At 73.0% G+C, this 17,401-nt stretch carries 13 protein-coding genes; 9 read left to right on the plus strand and 4 right to left on the minus strand.

Features of this window, described 5'->3' with window-relative positions; translation table 11 throughout:
* Positions 1-6 precede the first annotated feature (6 nt).
* The 3 genes from AB0A63_RS11950 to mptB are packed head-to-tail and all read right to left on the minus strand — an operon-like array spanning position 7 to position 3,467.
* Positions 7-525: a hypothetical protein gene (locus tag AB0A63_RS11950; protein ID WP_360388869.1), complete on the minus strand. Its 519-nt coding sequence runs from the start codon at positions 523-525 to the stop codon at positions 7-9.
* Between the two features lie 46 nt (positions 526-571).
* Positions 572-2,062, minus strand: a complete 1,491-nt coding sequence (gene lnt, locus AB0A63_RS11955) for an apolipoprotein N-acyltransferase (protein WP_360388872.1) — start codon at positions 2,060-2,062, stop codon at positions 572-574.
* Positions 2,049-3,467 (minus strand): polyprenol phosphomannose-dependent alpha 1,6 mannosyltransferase MptB, encoded by a 1,419-nt coding sequence (gene mptB / locus AB0A63_RS11960; RefSeq protein WP_360388875.1) that lies wholly within the window; start codon positions 3,465-3,467, stop codon positions 2,049-2,051. Before mptB ends, lnt begins: the two co-directional genes overlap by 14 nt.
* 421 nt (positions 3,468-3,888) lie before the next feature.
* On the opposite strand from mptB, the gene AB0A63_RS11965 reads away from it, so the two are divergent.
* The 9 genes from AB0A63_RS11965 to AB0A63_RS12005 all read left to right on the plus strand — a co-directional run bounded on the left by AB0A63_RS11965 (position 3,889) and on the right by AB0A63_RS12005 (position 15,394).
* Positions 3,889-4,689, plus strand: coding sequence for a glycoside hydrolase family 20 zincin-like fold domain-containing protein (locus tag AB0A63_RS11965; protein ID WP_360388878.1), 801 nt, complete (start codon positions 3,889-3,891; stop codon positions 4,687-4,689).
* 65 nt (positions 4,690-4,754) lie between these two features.
* Positions 4,755-5,156 (plus strand): hypothetical protein, encoded by a 402-nt coding sequence (locus tag AB0A63_RS11970; protein ID WP_360388884.1) that lies wholly within the window; start codon positions 4,755-4,757, stop codon positions 5,154-5,156.
* Positions 5,157-5,231: 75 nt separating this feature from the next.
* Positions 5,232-7,067 (plus strand): HEAT repeat domain-containing protein, encoded by a 1,836-nt coding sequence (locus AB0A63_RS11975; RefSeq protein WP_360388888.1) that lies wholly within the window; start codon positions 5,232-5,234, stop codon positions 7,065-7,067.
* Positions 7,068-7,084: 17 nt separating this feature from the next.
* The gene (locus tag AB0A63_RS11980) at positions 7,085-7,618 is read left to right on the plus strand and encodes an SMI1/KNR4 family protein (RefSeq protein ID WP_360388891.1); all 534 of its coding nucleotides are present in this window, start codon (positions 7,085-7,087) and stop codon (positions 7,616-7,618) included.
* 149 nt (positions 7,619-7,767) lie between these two features.
* Positions 7,768-8,259 (plus strand): hypothetical protein, encoded by a 492-nt coding sequence (locus AB0A63_RS11985; protein WP_360388893.1) that lies wholly within the window; start codon positions 7,768-7,770, stop codon positions 8,257-8,259.
* Entirely contained in the window at positions 8,259-9,641 is a 1,383-nt protein-coding gene (locus AB0A63_RS11990; RefSeq protein WP_360388895.1) for a hypothetical protein, read from the plus strand. Before AB0A63_RS11985 ends, AB0A63_RS11990 begins: the two co-directional genes overlap by 1 nt.
* A complete protein-coding gene (locus AB0A63_RS11995) occupies positions 9,638-11,008 on the plus strand; it encodes a VWA domain-containing protein (RefSeq protein ID WP_360388897.1) in 1,371 nt (456 codons plus the stop codon). The genes AB0A63_RS11990 and AB0A63_RS11995 overlap by 4 nt, the downstream gene beginning before the upstream one ends.
* Positions 11,009-11,024: 16 nt before the next feature.
* On the plus strand, positions 11,025-12,146 hold the full coding sequence (locus AB0A63_RS12000) for an AAA family ATPase (protein WP_360388900.1): 1,122 nt from the start codon (positions 11,025-11,027) through the stop codon (positions 12,144-12,146).
* Positions 12,147-12,547: 401 nt separating this feature from the next.
* A complete protein-coding gene (locus tag AB0A63_RS12005; RefSeq protein WP_360388902.1) occupies positions 12,548-15,394 on the plus strand; it encodes a hypothetical protein in 2,847 nt (948 codons plus the stop codon).
* 59 nt (positions 15,395-15,453) lie between these two features.
* Here AB0A63_RS12005 and AB0A63_RS12010 read toward each other — a convergent pair whose 3' ends face one another.
* On the minus strand, positions 15,454-17,226 hold the full coding sequence (locus AB0A63_RS12010; RefSeq protein WP_360388904.1) for a CocE/NonD family hydrolase: 1,773 nt from the start codon (positions 17,224-17,226) through the stop codon (positions 15,454-15,456).
* Between the last annotated feature and the right edge of the window lie 175 nt (positions 17,227-17,401).

Raw genomic sequence — 17,401 nt, forward strand, 5'->3', positions numbered from 1 at the left:
AGGGGACTACCCGCGCAGGTAGGTGATGTAGGAGTCGGCGGCGGCGCGGGCCCGCTCGCGCAGTCCCTGCGGATCGGTCTTGGCCACCGCCTCGAACCCGTCGCAGGACTCCGAGAGCGTGGTCGCGCTCAGCGTCGCCGCCGCGATGTCGGGCAGCTCGGACTTGATGCACCGCACGGCCCGGCCCACCGCGTCCGGGCTGCAGAAGTCCTGCGGCGAGTAGCACTTCTCCACCAGGCCGTCGAGGACCGGCTTGGACCGCTCGAAGATCAGCTTCATGCCGGCGAGGTTGTTGATCGCCTGCGGGATCACGACCTCCCGCAGCTGTGTCACGTCCTGGCGCTCTGCTCCCGGTTGCAGCTGCGCCTGGCAGACGGGCTTGATGAACTCGTCGCGCACGATCGTGGCCATGGTCCCGACCGAGCTGGAGAGGTTGTCGTAGCAGGCGATCGCACTCGACGCGGTGGGCGCGAGCATGAGGGGAACCGTCGCGAACACTGCGGCCAAAGCGGTCTTGTTCATCATCGCCGTCCTTTGTGGAGTGTGCAGACGGCCGTCAGGTACCCGTTTCTCAGGAGGGGACGCCGGTTTCCGGCAACGGCGACCTCATCGGGTGATCCTCGGTCACTCCGCGTCGACGACGGCGCTGCCACAGCCCGGCGAGACACGCCACGAAAGCGGCACCGGTGAAGACGACGTGCAACGCGCCGCCGAACCTGGTGGCGATCGTCAGCGACGAGCGCAACGGCACGGTGTCCACCAGCAGGTCGTCGGTGAACATCCCGGTCGACCGCACGACGCTGCCGTCCGGGCGCACGACCGCGCTCACGCCGCTGATGGCCGCGACCACGACCGCACGGCCGTGCTCGACCGCCCGCAGCCGGGCCATGCCGAGCTGCTGGTAGGTCATCTCGCCGCGGCCGTACCAGGCGTTGTTCGTCGGCACGACCAGCAGCTGCGCGCCCTCGGCCGCGGACTCGCGCAGCACGTAGTCGTAGGCCACCTCGTAGCAGATGCCGACGCCCACGCGGGTGCCCGCGACGTCCAGCAGGCCGGGTTCGCTGCCCGCCTTCAGGTCCTGCTGGTCGGCGAACGGCGTGACCAGCCGGGCGAGCGGGCGCAGCGGGATGTGCTCCGCGAACGGCACCAGCTCCTGCTTCGCGTAGGACTCCCCCCGGCCGCTGCCGGGACGCCACGCGATCACCGAGTTCTCGCCGTTCTTCAACGCGCTCACGAGCACCGGCACGCCGAGGTCGTCGACCATCCGGTCGAGCACCGGGTCGCGGTCGCCGGTGCGGGTCGCGCTCTCCGGCCACACCACCAGGTCGGGCTTCGGTCCCGGTCGTGCGGCCAGCTCCGCGGTCTTGCGCAGGTGGTTGGCGCGCAGCTCGGCGCCGGCGTCGAGCAGGCCGAGGCCGATGTCGGGTGCGTTGCCCTGCACGACGGCGACGGTGCGGGTGCCGTTCTCGGCGGCGACGGGCACGGTGACCAGCAGCGCGGCCAGCACCGGCAGCAGCGCCCACGACCGGCGCCACTCACGCGGCCGGCGCAGCCATGCGCCCAGCCCGAACCCGGTCACCACCACGGCGAACGTCACCAGCGGTGCGCCACCGAGGGACGCCAGCCGCCCGAACGGCCCGTCGACCTGCCCGAACGCGACCCGGCCCCACGGGAAGCCGTTGAACGGGATGAGCCCGCGCGCTGTCTCCTGGAGCACGAACAGCAGCGCCGCCCACACCGGTGCTCCCGGCAGCCGGGCGACCAGCGGGTACAGCGCGAACGCGGCCGAGACGAACAGCGCCATCAACGCCGAGAGCACGAGCCACGGCCACGGGCCGAACTCGGTGCCGAGGAAGTGCTGGATCCACCACAGGTGGGGCAGGAAGAACGCCAGCCCGAAGACGAAGCCCAGGCGGCCGGGACGCCCGTTCCGCAGGGTCAGCCACAGCACGAGGAACGCGGGCACCGCCAGCCACCACAGGGTGCGCGGCGGGAAGCTCGACGCCAGTGCGCCGCCGGCCAGTGCCGCGGCGCCGTACCGGCCCAGGTCAGCCCCGCGCACCGGGCACCCGGCTCGCGACGAGGCGGCGCAGGACGAGGAACGCGCAGGCCACGAGCGCGAGGCCGGCGCCGTAGCCGACCACCAGCTCGCCCACCCGGCCGGTGAAGTCCCCGGCCAGCGGCGGCACGAGCAGGGCGAACACCGTCACGGCCGCGGTGAGGCCGGTCCGCCACAACCCCGCGGCCGCGAGCGGCACCACCGCCCACAGCAGGTACCACGGCTGCACCACCGGGCCCAGCACCACGATCACGCCCATCACCAGCCCCAGCGCCCTCACCTCGGAGATCCCGCCGCGCAGCTGGCGCGTCAGCACCACCGCGACGCCGCACAGGACCAGCACGAGCCCCGCGACCCGTCCCGCGGAGATCATCGCCTGACCACTCTCCGCACCGGACACCGCACCGGCCAGGAAGCCCGGCCAGTTGCTCGGCGCCATCCAGCTGGGCACCTTCGACGGCGTCCCGAGGGCCTGCACCCAGCCGAATCCGGCCCGACCGGCCAGTGAGGTCGCCACGGACACCAGGACGGCGGCGGCGACCATGGCGGCACCACTGAGCGTGAACCTCAGCAGCCCGCCGCCGAACCGGCGGGCCAGCGCCGTGCCGACGATCGCGAGCGCGGCCAGTGCCGGCAGCTTGACCTGCGCACCGAGCGCGATGAGCACGATCCCGGCCGTGACCGACCACCAGCGGGCGTCGTCGAGTGCGTCGAGCGCGACCACGGTGCCCGCGAGCATGAGACCGAGCATCAGGGCGTCGTTGTGCATGCCGCCGATGAGGTGCCACAGCACCAATGGGTTCAGCACGCCCAGCCACAACGCCGTGCGCTGCGACGCGCCCGCATGCGCGGCCAGCCGCGGCACCGCCCACACGACGAGCAGCAGGCCCAGCACCGCGGCGAGCCGGTGCAGGACGATGCCCGCGACCGGATCTCCGCCGGTGATCTCGGCGATGCCGCGCTCGACCGTGCCGAACAGCGGCCCGTACGGAGACGGCGTCTCCCGCCAGTGGCCGCTGACCCGTGCGACGGCCTCGGCGCTCGCACCGGCCGCGGGGCTGACGACGTTCGGGTCGAACCCGCGGGCGGCCACCTCCCCCTGCGCGAGGTAGCTGTACACATCAAGGCTGAACAGCGGCGGTGCCGGCACCAACGGGGCACACCACCACGCGAGCGTGCGGCGCAGCCACGTGGCCGGGCGCTTCGTGCGGCCGAGCAGCACCCACGCCAGCACGACCAGCCCCGCGCCCGCGATGGCGGCGGCCAGCCCGGCGGCGCCCGCTCCCGCCGTGACCGCCCACGCCCCGCCGGTCAGGAGCACCGCACCGCCGGTGCCGGTCCAGCGCAGCACCTCCGCCTCGGGAGCGGGTGCCAGTGAGCGGGGAAGGGCCGCCGTTGCCGTCTGCACGGAACAGACAGTGCTTTCCGGACAGATCGTCCCGCGTCACCCCGCGGTCGCTGCCGGGCGTACGACCTGAGGATGACGTTGATCATCCGGTGGTCGCGCAACCTCCTGCCGGGCCGCCGCCACCAGTGCCGACACCGGTTCACCCGGCGGCGCCTCGACGTCGACCCCGGAGATCAGTCAGCCCCCGCCGCTCAGGGGGCCGCCGAGCGGGTGATCTCGATCACCGACACCACCGTGGGCATCGCCGCGAGGGCCTGCCGTGCGCACACTGGAAGAGGTGCACCGCGGTTCCGTCGACGTGACCGCCGCACCTGGTCGAGGCACCACCGTGCGGCTGCCGGGTCACGTGGAACTCACCTGAGCCGTGCCGCGTTGAGCGGGTGCAGGCAGTCCGCCGGAGAGGAACGCGGTGATCGTCCCCATGCCCTCGAACGCACCCCGTCGCACGGGTGCGTTCGCACTGACCGAGGACGTCACGATCAGGGTGACCGGTCAGGCCCGCACGGCGGCCGCGATGCTGCGCGAGCACATCTTCCGCCACACCGGCCACACGCTGGCCGAGTCGCCCGACGGCAGGCTCATGGTGACGCTCGACCCGGCACTGCGCGGACTCGGCCCCGAGGGCTACGCGCTGCTGGTCAGCCCGAGCGCCGTGATGCTGCGGGCGCGGGCCCAGGCCGGTCTGCGGCACGGCGTGCAGTCGTTCCGCCAGCTGATGACCCCGGACGGCACCGTGCGCGCCGCCGACGTGCAGGACTCCCCCGCGTTCGCGTGGCGCGGCGTGACCAGCCCGCTGCTGCCGGCCGCCGAGATGCGCGCGACCATCGACCGGATGGCCGCCTACAAGCTCAACGTCCTGCACCTGCGCCCGGACGGCAACCAGCACGAGCTGCGCGAGCTCGTGGAGTACGCGCTGGCCAACGGCGTGACGATCGTGCCCGAGATCGGCAGGTCGCTCGCCGAGGTGCTCGACGTGTTCCCCAGCCGCTGGGTGCACATCGGCCGGGCCAAGCTGACCAGCGGTCTCGCCGGTCTGCTGCAGAGCCACGACCGGGTGCCGGTGCGCTGGCACGAGGGTGACGCGCCCGCCGACGTCCTCGGCCCGCACGGCCAGCTCAGCGAGGGCGACGCAGGGCTGCGCGCCGTCGCGGTGGCCGGCTGGGTGGGCGGCCACGGGGTGCTGCAGCGGTCCGCCGCACTGGCCTCACCCGCACTGGGCTGACCGAACCAGGTTTAACCGGCCTTCTCCGGGGTACAGACGCGTCCCCGGGAAAGGAAGTTCCGACCATGCCCTCGTCCAGGCCCCTGCGCCGGATGGCCGCGCTGCCACTGGTCCTGCTCGTGGTGGCGGCCTGCCTCGACCTGCTGCACGTCCTGAGCGGCAGCACCACCGCAGCCGCGCTCGCGTGGCACCTGATCACCGCCGGTCTGCTGCTCGGCATCGCCGTCGCCGCCGCCCAGTGGCTCGACCGGATCTTCGCCGAGCCGGCCGAGCACACGTCCGCGCGCGACGTCGGGATCGCCTTCGTGCTCCTGCTCTTCGGCACCAGCTGGGCGTTGCGGCTCGGCGAGGTCGGCTGGCAGCCGAGCTGGGGCGCGACCCTCGCGGCGTGGGCGGGCGCGCTCGGGGTGCTCGCCGTGACCTACCGCGGCCCGCTCCGGCGGAACGCGGCTGTCAGCACGTCCTAACACCTGCGCGGCGTACTGGCGATGACGTAGGGTTCGGGCACCTCGTCGGTTCTGATCCGAAAAGAAGTCGCCTGGATGTCCCAGGACCTCGTTCCCGCCGTCGCGTGGGACCGGCTGCACCACCACTACGGCACCGCGGAGGACGTTCCCGCCCTGCTGCGCGCCGCCGCCACCGACGCCCGCGCGTTCGGCGAGCTGGACAACAGGATCTCCCACCAGGGCGGCTGCGTCCTGTCCGCCGCGCCCCCGGTGCTGCCGGCACTTCTGCGCTGTGCCGCCGATCCGGCGGTCGGGCACCGTGCCGCCGTGGTCGACCTCGTCGGCCGGTTGGCGGAGGCCGGGCGGACGGCGGAACCCCGGTACGTCACACCGACCTGGCCGGCGGCGTGGGCGGCGGCCGTCCCGCGGTTGCTCGACCTGATCACCGACCCCGACCCGGTGGTCCGCCGGCGGGTCGCGTTCCCCCTCGCCCAGGCGCACGAGCACGCCTGCCTGGTGCTGCCCGCGCTGGTGAACGGCTGGCACCGCGACACCGACGAGGCCGCTCGGGTCGGGTTCGTGTGCGCGGCAGCGGAGTTGTTGCGCGACATGGCCACCGAGTGGCCGGCGCCGGTCGTCGACTGGCTCTCGGACCTCCGCTCGCACCCCGACGCGGTGCACCGCTTCGCCGGTGCGATGGCCCACCGCAGGTCCGGTCTCGGCGGACGCGACCCACGGCACGTCGATGAGGCCATCGCCTACCTGCCGACGGCCGATCCCTTGCTGTGGCACCACGTTTGGGCCGCGCGCCGACCGATCGCCCGGCTGGTGCGGTGGACCGCCGACGTGCTCGACGACGACCGGGACGGCCGGACCCGTCTGGCCGCGGCACTGCTGCGCCTCGGCCACGAGCAGGCTTTGACCGCGGCCTGGGACGTGCTGAGCCGCTGGCGCTCCCCGGCCGCCACCCTGCTGCCGCTCGTCGCGGAACGGCTGTCCGATCCGGACCCGGCTCGACGCGAGCAGGCAGCCGAGGTGCTCGGCGCCACCGGCCGCGCCGCCGAACCGTGGCATCCAGACCTCGTCGCCGCGGCCCGGGACGAGGTGCCCGCGGTGCGCAAGGCGGCCGTGCTGGCGCTGGCCGGAGCGCCGGAATCCGTTGCCCTGGTGGCAGATCTGCTCGACCACGGCCCGGTGGACCACGACCTCCGCCGGTTGTTGCGCCCGCTGCGGCCCTTCGCCGCGACGCTGCTGCCGCTGCTGCGCCGCCGCCTTGCCGAGGCAGACGACTTCGCGGAACGGCGCGACTACCTCCTCGTGCTCGCACACTGGGGCCCCGACGCCGTGGAGGCGGCACCGGAGGTCACCGCCCAAATCGGCACGGACGTCGAGGAGTGGGCTCTCGACGCGCTGGTCTCGTTCGGGCTGAGCGACATCTGCGAACGGCCCGAACCAGACGCGCCGGTCAGGTCGGCCGTGCGGTACTGGCGCGCGACCGGCGACACCGAGCTCCTCCTCGACCGCCTCCGCGCCGACGACCCCACACTCGTCCGGCACCTCGACGTCCTGGCGGAGCTCGGCCCCGCGGCAGCCGATCTGGCCGCCGTGCTGCGCACCACCCGCACCTCCGGATGGGACGACGCACGCCGGCTGCGCACCCTGTGGCGCATCACCGGCGACCCGGCCGACGCCACCGGCGCGGCCATGGCGGTGTGGCGGGCGCTCACCACCGGCGGACCGTTCGGCCGGTACTTGATCGAGTGCATCGGCCGGCTGGCCGAACTCGGTCCGCTCGCGGAGCCCGCGGTGCCGGTGCTGCGCGAGCTGCTGGAGCAGGACACCCGGCCGGGACGGCCCGACCGGCGGTGCGGCATCCGCGACGACGACCTGCTGCGCGACGCGATCAGGGCCGTGCTGGCCGGTGCGGCCTGAAGAAGTACCGTGCGCGCGTGGAGATCACCGACAGAACGTTCCCGCCCGCCCTCGTCGCCCTGTCGGGAATCGAGTTCCCCTGGAGCCACGACGAGGAGCCGGCGCCGACGAACATCGACTACGAGCCCTACGACGAGTTCGACCCCGCCGACGAGACCACCGACTGGATCCGCGCCTGGACGGGCAACGACGAGCTCGACGGCGCCGCATTCCGGGTGTTCGCGCAGGACGGCACCGGCGGCCTGGTCACCAGCTGGCTCGTGCGACCCGGCCGACCGCTGACCGAGCAACCGGTGGCGTTCTTCGGTTCCGAGGGCGAGGTCGGCGTGGTCGCCACGGACCTGGGCTCGTTCCTGTGGCTGCTGGCCGGCGGCGTCGGACCGCAGGAGGCGGTCGAGTTCGGCACGGACACCGGCGTGCCGCACCCGGAGCTGCGCGCGGTGGCCGAACAGCACTCCGGCACCGCACCGCGCACGCCCGCCGAGGTGCTGGCGGCGGCGCGGGCGGAGTTCCCGGACTTCGCCGAAACCGTCCAGTCCTGGTGCCGCTGAGCCCCTCCCCGACCGCCCACCCAGCGTGGTGATGTGCTCACCACCTGCAAGGTTGTGGTGATCGTCAGAAATTGTCAGTGGTCGTCGCTAACGTCTCCCCTGTCGGGCCGGACCGGTCGGATCGGGCCCCGGGGTGAGGAGATGACGCGTTGTCAGGTTGGGAAAGTTCGAGCACGGCGCGGGTGCTGTGGCCCGCGCGGCCGCGCAAGCTGGCCAAGGTCCCGTTCGTCGAACTGGCGGACGGGCGGCTGCAGGGCGTGGTCTCCAGCGGCTCGGACGTCGAGCGGGTGTACGTGTCGTCGGTCGCGGCCGGCTCGTACGACTTCTCCTGCAGCACCAACAACAATCGGCCGTGTGGTGGGGCGCGGGGCGGGTTCTGCAACCACGTCCTCGGGCTGATCGGCGAGGCCGTGCTGCAGTACGGAGCCGAGCGGGTCGCGCGGTACCTGCGCGTCGAGGGCGAGGACGGCCACCAGATCGCCGCGAACATGCGGGCGGCCGGACCGTCCCAGGGGGACAGTGCCGCGGCGGCCCAGGTGTTCAGCCGGTTCCTGCGTCATCTGGCCTATTTGGAGCTGTCGCCGACGACGGCGCCGTTGCCGGAGATGCAGTGGTTCCCGCCGACCAGGGCGGTGGTGTGATGCGTGCCGACCTGTTGGCGGACGAGGTCGAGGGCCTCGACGAGGCGCTGGCGGCCGTGGCCGGTGCCGACCAGGCGCTGGCGGCGGGGTTGCTGCGCCCGCAGGCCGCCCAGGTGGCCGGGGTGACCGCGCTGGCCGAGGCCGTGGCGGGATCGCCGCTGGCGGAGCGGGTGGCGGAGGCGGCCGAGAAGGTCGCGGCCGGTGCGGCGGGCGAGGACCACTTCGTGTCCCTTGCCGCGGCACGGGTCGCGCTGCTCGGCTCGGTGCACGACGCGGTGGTGCACCGGCTCGACCAGGCGACCGGGCGGGCTCGTGCGGAGGAGTTGGTTCCCGCGGGCACCGCCGAGGTGCCGGTGAACCTGTTGCTGGCGGCGCGGTCCTGGCTGTCCGACCTCGCGCGGGCCGGGTGGCAGGGCATCGACCACGACCTCGTCGCCGGTGCCGCGCCGGTGGTGTCGGCGTTGCTGCCGGTGCCGGAGCTGCGCAGGCTGGCCGCGCTGCTGGACGGGTTCGCGGCGGAGCTGGCGGCGTCCTGCCCCGGCTCGGCGCTGGAGCGGGTTCCCGCGCGGCGCTGGGGAGACCTGTGGTCGCGGGCGATGCTGCTGACGTTGCCCGGCGCGCTGCGGACGGGGACGACGACGGTGAGCGGCCGCCTGCTGCCGCTCGGGGTGGACCTGCAGGAGCACGCCACGGCCGCGCAGGCGCAGGTGCACGCGGTGCTGGAGCCCGCGGACGGCGGAGTGCCGGTGCTGGTGCGGGCCAGCGTGTCCGCGCCGAAGCCGGACACCGTGGTGGGCGCGGGGATCTGGCAGCTGCTGCGGCCGCACCTGAGCCTGCTGACCGCGGTGAGCGAGGGCAGGGCGGTGGAGCTGACCGACATGCCGATGACCGGTGAGGGCGACCTGCTGTGGGTCGAGTCGTGCGCACGGCCGGCCGAGGCCGCAGACCCGTTCACGACCGCGCGGGTGGTCCTGCCGACCGCGGCCGCGCTGCCGACGGCGGCGCTGGACCGGCACCCGGCCCGCATCGCCGCGCCGGTGTTCCTGGAGGGGTACGGCGTGGAGCCCGACCCGTTGGCGTTCGTCGTGTCCGGGCAGCAGGTCGCGGTGGACGCCGACCGCATCCCGGCGGCCGGGCCGCTGACGCCGGAGGCGGTGGCCGCCTCCGCTGAGTGCATCGGCCTGGTGCGCTGGGACGACGGGGCGTTCCGCGTGCAGCCGCTGGCCGTGCTCACGGTGGCGCGCAAGAAGTCCGTGGCGCTGCACGCGGGTGCGTGGGCCGGTGGCGCGGGCACCGACAAGGCCGGGGTCAAGGCGGAGAAGGCCGCCACGGACGCCGTGGCCGTGTTGCGCGAGCGCGCTGGAAGGCTGCTGCGCAAATGACCGACGAGACCACGTCGGCGAACGACGAGAACCGCAGGCAGGTCCTGTACTGGCGGTTGCTGTCGCGCCTGTTCGACCACGAGGAGCAGTCCTCGCTGGAGGCCGCGAGCCTCGCCGTGCTGCAGGACGTCGGCCTGCCGCCCGCACTGCTGGACCCGCACACCGGTGTCGACAACGTGGTGCAGCGCCACCCCGGCCTGGAGGCGGAGTTCGACGGGCTGATGGCCCGCTCCCCCGACGAGGAAAGGGACTCCGCGGCCGAGGTGCGCCGCGCGGCCCTGGTGTCGAAGGTGCTGCTGAACGTCTTCGGCACCGGCTCCGGCACGGTCACGGCCGGGCAGCTGGCCCGCTGGCAGTCCGACGCCGGCTGGCTGGAACGCGCTCTGGGCTGCCGGCCTGGTGAGCTGCGCGGTGGCCGCAGCGGCCACGGCACCAGCGGCGGCGCGCCGACACCGGACCTGAGCACGCTGCTGCCCGGCATCGGGCCCGAGCTGGGTGCGCTCGAAGCGGACCTGGTGAAGCGCATGCACCTGCGCGAGGTGCTCGCCGACCCGGCGCTGGCCGCCCAGCTGACGCCGAGCATGTCGCTGATCGAGCAGCTGCTGCGGGACAAGAACAACCTGTCCGGGGTCGCGCTGGCCAACGCCAAGTCGCTGATCCGCCGGTACGTCGACGAGGTCGCCGAGGTGCTGCGCACCGAGGTCGAGAAGGCCTCGGTCGGCAGGATCGACCGGTCGGTGCCGCCCAAGCGGGTGTTCCGCAACCTCGACCTCGACCGCACCATCTGGAAGAACCTGACGAACTGGAGCCCGGAGGAGGAACGGCTCTACGTCGACCGCCTCTACTACCGGCAGACGGCGCGCAAGACCACGCCGCAGCGGTTGATCGCGGTGGTCGACCAGTCCGGTTCGATGGTCGACTCCATGGTCAACTGCGCGATCCTGGCGTCGATCTTCGCCGGGCTGCCCAAGGTGGACGTGCACCTCATCGCGTACGACACCCAGGCGCTGGACCTCACGCCGTGGGTGGGTGACCCGTTCGAGACGCTGCTGCGCACGAACCTGGGCGGCGGCAACGACGGCATGGTCGCCATGGCGCTGGCGCAGGCGAAGATCGCCGAGCCGGCGAACACCGTGGTGGTCTGGATCTCCGACTTCTACGAGACCCGCATCGAGCAGCTCTTCGACAACATGGCGGCCATCCACCGCTCCGGCGCGAAGTTCATCCCGGTCGGCTCCGTCACGAGCTCCGGCCGCGGCAGCGTGAACCCGTGGTTCCGCGAACGCTTCAAGGACCTCGGCACCCCGGTGATCTCGGGCCACGTCCGCAAGCTCGTCCACGAACTCAAGACCTTCCTGACCTTCTGAAAGGCACCACATCACCATGTCCGACCTGTTGCGCGCCCCCGCCGAGATCAAGTACGCCGAGGAGCTCGACTGGCTCGAGTCGATCGACGCGAACCCCAAGCCGTTCGCGTGGCGGTTGTCGCCCAAGATGATCCGGCTGTTCGTGCTCGGTGCCGAGCGGTCCGACGGCCTCGACCGCGAGGTGGCCCAGAAGTGGTTCGGCGACCGCAGCATCGTGGAGCGGGCCATCGTCACGCTCGCCTCCGACCGCGGTCTGCTGCTGATCGGCGACCCCGGCACCGGCAAGAGCTGGCTGGCCGAGCTGCTGGCCGCCGCGATCTCGCGCAACTCCACCCAGGTCGTGCAGGGCACGGCGGGCACGACCGAGGACCACATCAAGTACTCGTGGAACGTGTCGATGGTGATCGCGAAGGGGCAGTCGCGGCAGTCGATGATCCCGTCGCCGATCATGACGGCGATGGAGACCGGCACGATCGGCCGGTTCGAGGAGCTCACCCGCTCGACCAGCGACGTGCAGGACGCTCTCATCTCGATCCTGTCGGAGAAGTACATCTCGGTGCCGGAGCTCGACAGCGCCGGCGGCGAGAACATCGTGTTCGCCAAGCCCGGCTTCTCGATCATCGCCACCGCGAACAGCCGCGACCGGGGCGTCAACGACCTGTCGTCGGCGTTGAAGCGCCGGTTCAACTTCGTGCGCATCCCGGTGGTGACGAACAAGAAGAGCGAGACCGAGATCGTCCGCTTCCGCACAGAGGAGCTGCTGCACCGCCACCAGATCGAGCTGGACGTGCCGCCCACGCTGCTCGACGTGCTGCTGCGCAGCTTCGCCGACCTGCGCGCCGCCTCCGCCTCAGCAGCCAGCGAGGACGAGAAGCTCGAGTCCGCCCTGTCCACGGCCGAGCAGATCGGTGTGCTGGAAGACGCGATCCTGCACAGCAACTTCTTCGGCGAGCGCGCGCTCACCGCGCACACGCTGGGGGCGTCGCTGGTCGGCTCGCTCTCCCGGCGGGCACCGGAGGACCTGGCGATCATGAACAAGTACCTGCACGGTGTCGTCGAGCCGCGCAGCAAGGACGAGGGCGGGCACTGGCCCGAGTTCCTGACCGGCGGCCGCGACACGATCGCCACGCTCTCGTGAGCGGCGCCCCCACGCCCGGGCCGGACACCCCACCTGCGGGCCCAGCAACGGACAGCGCGTCCACCGGTCCCGCCGCGGCCAGCGCTCTCCCCCGCCCCGCACCGGCGAGCGGCAGCCCGGACCACGCGCCCGTCAGCGCTACCGCGGAGCGCACGCTCACCAGCCCCACCGCGGATAACGCGCGGGCCACCGCCGGAGCGGCCCGCACGCCCGCCAACCCCGCCGGGGACAACGCGCCAGCGACCGTCAGGGCGGCCCGCACGTCCTCCAGCCCCACCCCGGCCAACGCCCCGGCCACCGACAGGGCGGAGCGCACGCTCACCAACCCAACTGCGGACAATGCCCCGGCCACCGCCGGAGCGGCACGCACGTCCGCCAGCCCCACTGCAGACAACGCGCCGGTGACCGCCAGGGCGGAGCGCACGCTCACCAGCCCCACTGCAGACAACGCCCCGGCCACCACCAGAGCAGCCCACACGTCCACCAGCCCCTCCACGACCAGCGCGCCCGCAAAGGGCACCACCGCCGGGGTCTTCGAGGCGCTGCGCACGCAGCTGCACGAGGCGGCGACGGAGTTCGCCGACGGGCCCGGCGCGCTGGAGGGCATCCTGCGCGGCATGGTCGACGACGTCGACCGCGCCGTGCGGGAGCCGCTGGAGATCTTCCCGGTGTGCCACCACTCCCCTGCCTCGGCCGTGGCGATGGCGCGGCGGCTGCGGGAGAAGCAGCCGAAGGTCGTGTACCTGGAGCTGTGCGAGGACATGGCGCCGTTGCTGACGGAGCTGCGCAACTGCCGCCTGCCCGTCGCGGTGCAGGCGTTCGCGAGCGAGGTCGAGGGCTTCCCGGCGGAGTGGGCACCGCTGTCGGTGGTCGCGCCGATCACCGAGGCGTCCGCGGAGTACCAGGCGATCTCGTACGCGCTCGACACCCCCGGCGTCGAGCTGGTGCTGGTCGACCGGTCGTCCGACCACGTGTTCCAGTGGCAGGCACCGGAAGCGGGGCCGGCCGACGAGGAAGCGCTGCACGGCGACGCCGTGGGCGTGGAGATCGGCGACCTGCGCCCGCGGTTCGCCGAGCTGGAGGAGCACCTGCTGCACCACGGCAAGGTGCGGCACTGGTCGGAGTGGTGGCACCAGTACGTCGAGCAGCCGCTGGGCGGCAGCGACCACGACACCTACCGCCAGGTGATGTTCCTGATCGGCAGCCTCTTCCGGCGGCTCGCACCCGGCGACCCGCACCGGGTCACCGTGGACGAGGACCGCGAGCGCTACATGTGGACCCGGATGCGCGAGCACCTGGCCGCCAGCGGCGCGGACCCGGCAGACTGCCTGTACGTCTGCGGTGCCTTCCACGCGGCGAGCCACGTCGCGGAGTTCGGCGTCGAGGGCTCCGGCGACTTCGAGATCAGCCCGCGCAGCGCGAGCAGGTGGCAGTACGGCCTGATCCCGTCCAGCCACGCCGCGATCGAGGCGCAGTTCGGCCTCGCGTCGGGCTCGGTGTCGATCGCGGCCACCGAGTGGGCGAAGAACCTCAAGCGCACCAAGGTGAAGCCGTTCGCGCTGGAGGGTCAGGCCGGCGCGAAGAAGCCGAGGAAACCGCTGCCGGAGCCGGTGGCCGAGCTGGCGGCGGCCGACCAGCTCTCCGGCTTCCTGCAGCGCCCGCCGGTCCTCGACCGGCTGGACGAGGCCGAGCTGCTGGGCTGGTCGGTGGAGGTGGTCCGCGCGGCCCGCCGCAACGGCTACCTGTCCTCCACCGCCGACGCGATCGCCGTGTTCGAGACGTCGATCCTGCTGGCCGGGATGCGCGACCGGGCCCGGCCCACGCCGTACGACTTCCAGGACGCGGCGGTCACGTGCATCGAGAAGGACGTCGTGCCCGGCCGCCGCGACGTGCGCCGCATCGTCGAGATCATGATGGGCGGCGACCGGATCGGCCAGGTCGGCTACGACGCGCTGCCGCCGCTGGCCCGCGACGTGCACGACCGGCTCGCGCCGCTCGACCTCAAGCTGGGTCAGCGCGGCGTGCAGCGGGCCCTGCTCGACATCGCCGGCCGGCCGGAGCTCGAAGCGTGCTCCGATCTGCTGTGGATGCTGCGTTACCTGATGCCGCACGGCGCCGCCCGCCCGATCATGGGCGAGCGCAGCCTCGGTGAACGCCCGATCCAGGAGTCCTGGGACCTCGCCCTCGGCACCCACCAGCGCTCGCTGATCGAGCTCGGCTACGAGGGCGTGAGCGTCGAACAGGTGGTGGAGCAACGCCTGCGCCGCGCCGCCCACGACCCGCAGGCCACGACGGCCCGCGTCCTCGAAGCCGTCGAGGACGCCATCCGCTACCTGCACAGCCCGCGCCTGGCCGCCGAGCTGGGCACCCGCGCCCTGGAGGTCCTGGCCGGCGAGCGCACGGTCGACAGCGCCCCCGAGGTCCTGCGCCGCGCCCGCCGCCTGCTCGCCTACTACCGCACCAACGACCCGGCCCTGCCGCCGTGGATCGAGTCGTTCGTCCGCACCGGCTACGCCCACTACTGCACGCTGCTGCCGACCGCGTTCACCGAGGAGGACGCCACCGTCGACCAGGTCGCCGCCACCCTGGGCTTCCTGTTCAGCATGGAGTCGCTGGCGCTGTCGCTGGGCTGCGACCGCACCCAGCTGGAGCTGGCCGTCGCCCAGTCCCACCCGGAGGAACCCGCTAAGGTCGCACTGCTGTGGGCCGCCCAGGTCCAGCTGGGCCGCCTGACCCGCACCGACCTCCGCACCCGGTGCCACGACCTGCTCACCAACCCGCTGACCCTGCCGAGCTACCCCCGCTACCTCAGCGGCTTCGTCCACGCCCTGGAACCGGCCCCGTCGCTGGTGGACTTCGTGGTGGAGACCATCTCCACCGCCTTCGCCCACCTCCCCGACCACCTGCTCCTGCCGTGGCTGCCCAGCCTCATCACCACCCTGCGCACCAAGGGCGCGCAGCACGTCCCGACCCTGATCCGCGAGGCCGCCCGCCTCTTCCCGGCCCGCCTCCCGGCCCTCGACGCCTGGACCCCGCCCTGGCTCGCCGAGCCGACCCCCGCCGCGCCCCGGCGCACGTCCGCACCCCGGGGCGTGGCGCTGCTGGCCGCCCACCCGGCGACCTGCGACGCGGTGGCGGACCTGCTGGGCTGCACGGGCTCCTGGCAGGCGGCCGCTCCGTCCGGCGTGGCCTTGCTGGCCAAGCACCCGGACACGGCGTTGGCACTGGAGGCGCTGTTGGTGCCCTGAAACGAGCGTTGCCCGTCCCCACCGCTCAGGGCGGCCGGGACGGGCAACGGTTCAGCCGGTCAGGTGCTGATCGTGCCGCCCACCACGGGCAGCACGACCTTGCTGACACCGAGCGACACGGCGATCGAGATGCCGCTCGACCCGGTGTCCGTGCCGATGTAGCCGCTGTGGTTGGTCACGAGCACGATCCCGATCCGGTGCCCGGCCGGGATGACCGCGTCGCGGGCGTGCAGCTTCCACGTCACGTCGACGGCGGTGCCGGTCGGCAACGGGGTCGCGGTCTCCAGCGAGTTGCGGTTCTTCGTGTCGATGGCGCCCTTGGTGAGCATGGTCGCGGAGACCGCCTGGGTCGACACGACCGGCGGCTGGGCGCAGCCGGTGCGGTTGCGCAGGTCGTCGCGGGAGCACTTCTCGGTCGACAGCTGCAGCGGGGTGCGTTCGGTGAGGACGGCCTGGGTGGCCGGGCCGTAGTCGACGAGCAGTGCCGTGAGCGGAGTGGAGGTGCGGTTGGCCGCGATGCGGGCGGTCACCTGGACCTCGCCGGAGAGCCGGGCCTCGCGGGTCAGGGGTGCGGTGACGTAGGCGAGGCGGCGGGTGTCGGCGACCTCGGGGTTGGCCATCATGGCGGACTCGCTGAGGTTGGTGTTGTCCGCGAGGCGCTGGGTCTGGCCGGTGCCGGTCGGCGACGCGGTCAGCGAGCCGGTGAAGCCGCCGGCCGCGGGGCCGAGGTGGAGGGTGGTGGTCGCCGTGCCGGGCTGAGGCCAGGACGCGTGCTGCTCCCAGGAGCCGTCGGGGCGCTGGATGTCGGCCATCGGCTCGCTCATGATGCCGTTGTCGATCCCCTTGAGCCAGTGGTCCATCCACAGGCCCATGACCCGCTGCCACTCGGCCTGGCGGAACGAGATCGGGTCGAGGTGGCCGCCGCGGTGCAGCCACAGCTTGCGGGGCACGCCCTGTGCGGCGAGCGCGTCCCACCAGCGGCCGAACTGGGAGGGCTTGACGTTCCAGTCTGCCTGGCCGTGGACGACGAACACGGACGCGCTCACGTTGCCGGCCGAGGGCCGGTAGTCGCGGGTGCGCCAGAACGAGGTGTAGTCGTAGGACTCGTCGCCGTCGTTGCGGGCCATGGCGTCGAGCACCGCGCGGCACTTCGCCTTCTGCGCGGAGCTGATCACGTAGTTGGCGAGCACGGTCGGGTAGTCGGTGGTGTAGCCGCGGTAGCCGATGCCCTGGTCACGCGCGTACTCGTACCAGCTGGAGATCGCGGCGATGGGCACAATCGTCTTGACGCCGGGGATGTTCGCGGCCGCGGCGGCGTTGGGCAGCGTGCCGTTGTAGGAGACGCCGAGCATGCCGACGTTGCCGGTGCTCCACGACGCCACGGCGGCACGTCCGTCGGCGTACCGCGCGGTGCCGCGGCCATTCAGCCAGTCGACGACGGCGCGCACGCTGGCGGTGTCCTCCGGCCCGCCGGTGGTCGGGCAGCCGGTCGAGCGCGAGGTGCCTTGCATCTCCACCTCGACCACGGCGTAACCGCGCGGCACGAAGTACTCGTCGTACCACCGCCCGAACCCGCGCGGCACGCCGGCCGCGGCGGTCGTGCCGAGCCCGTAGTAGGGGCTGGCCTCCATGACCACCGGGACCTTGCCCGCCTGGCCGGGGCGCTTGACGTCGGCGGCGATGCGGTCGCGCACACCGTCGCCGTCACTGTCCACTGACGACTCGACGTAGACGGTCTCGGTGATGTCGGCCGCGACAGGGGCGGCGGCAACGCTCACGGGTACGCCGGCCGACAGCAGTGCTGCCAGCACGGCGGGGACAAGGGTTCGCATGGGTTCCTCCGGTGCGAGCCCGGCCGAGCAGGGGTGACCGGGCACACCGGAATCTCACCGATGCGGGAACGTGCGGCGGTACCGTCGAAGGATCTTGACGGTTGCCGGAACTCGGCCCACCGGCCCAGCCCAGAACCGCGGGTCTTCGGGCGCCGACGGCTTCGCCACCGCCTCC

Origin of the sequence: Lentzea sp. NPDC042327, assembly GCF_040647275.1 — a bacterium.
GTDB lineage: Bacteria > Actinomycetota > Actinomycetes > Mycobacteriales > Pseudonocardiaceae > Lentzea.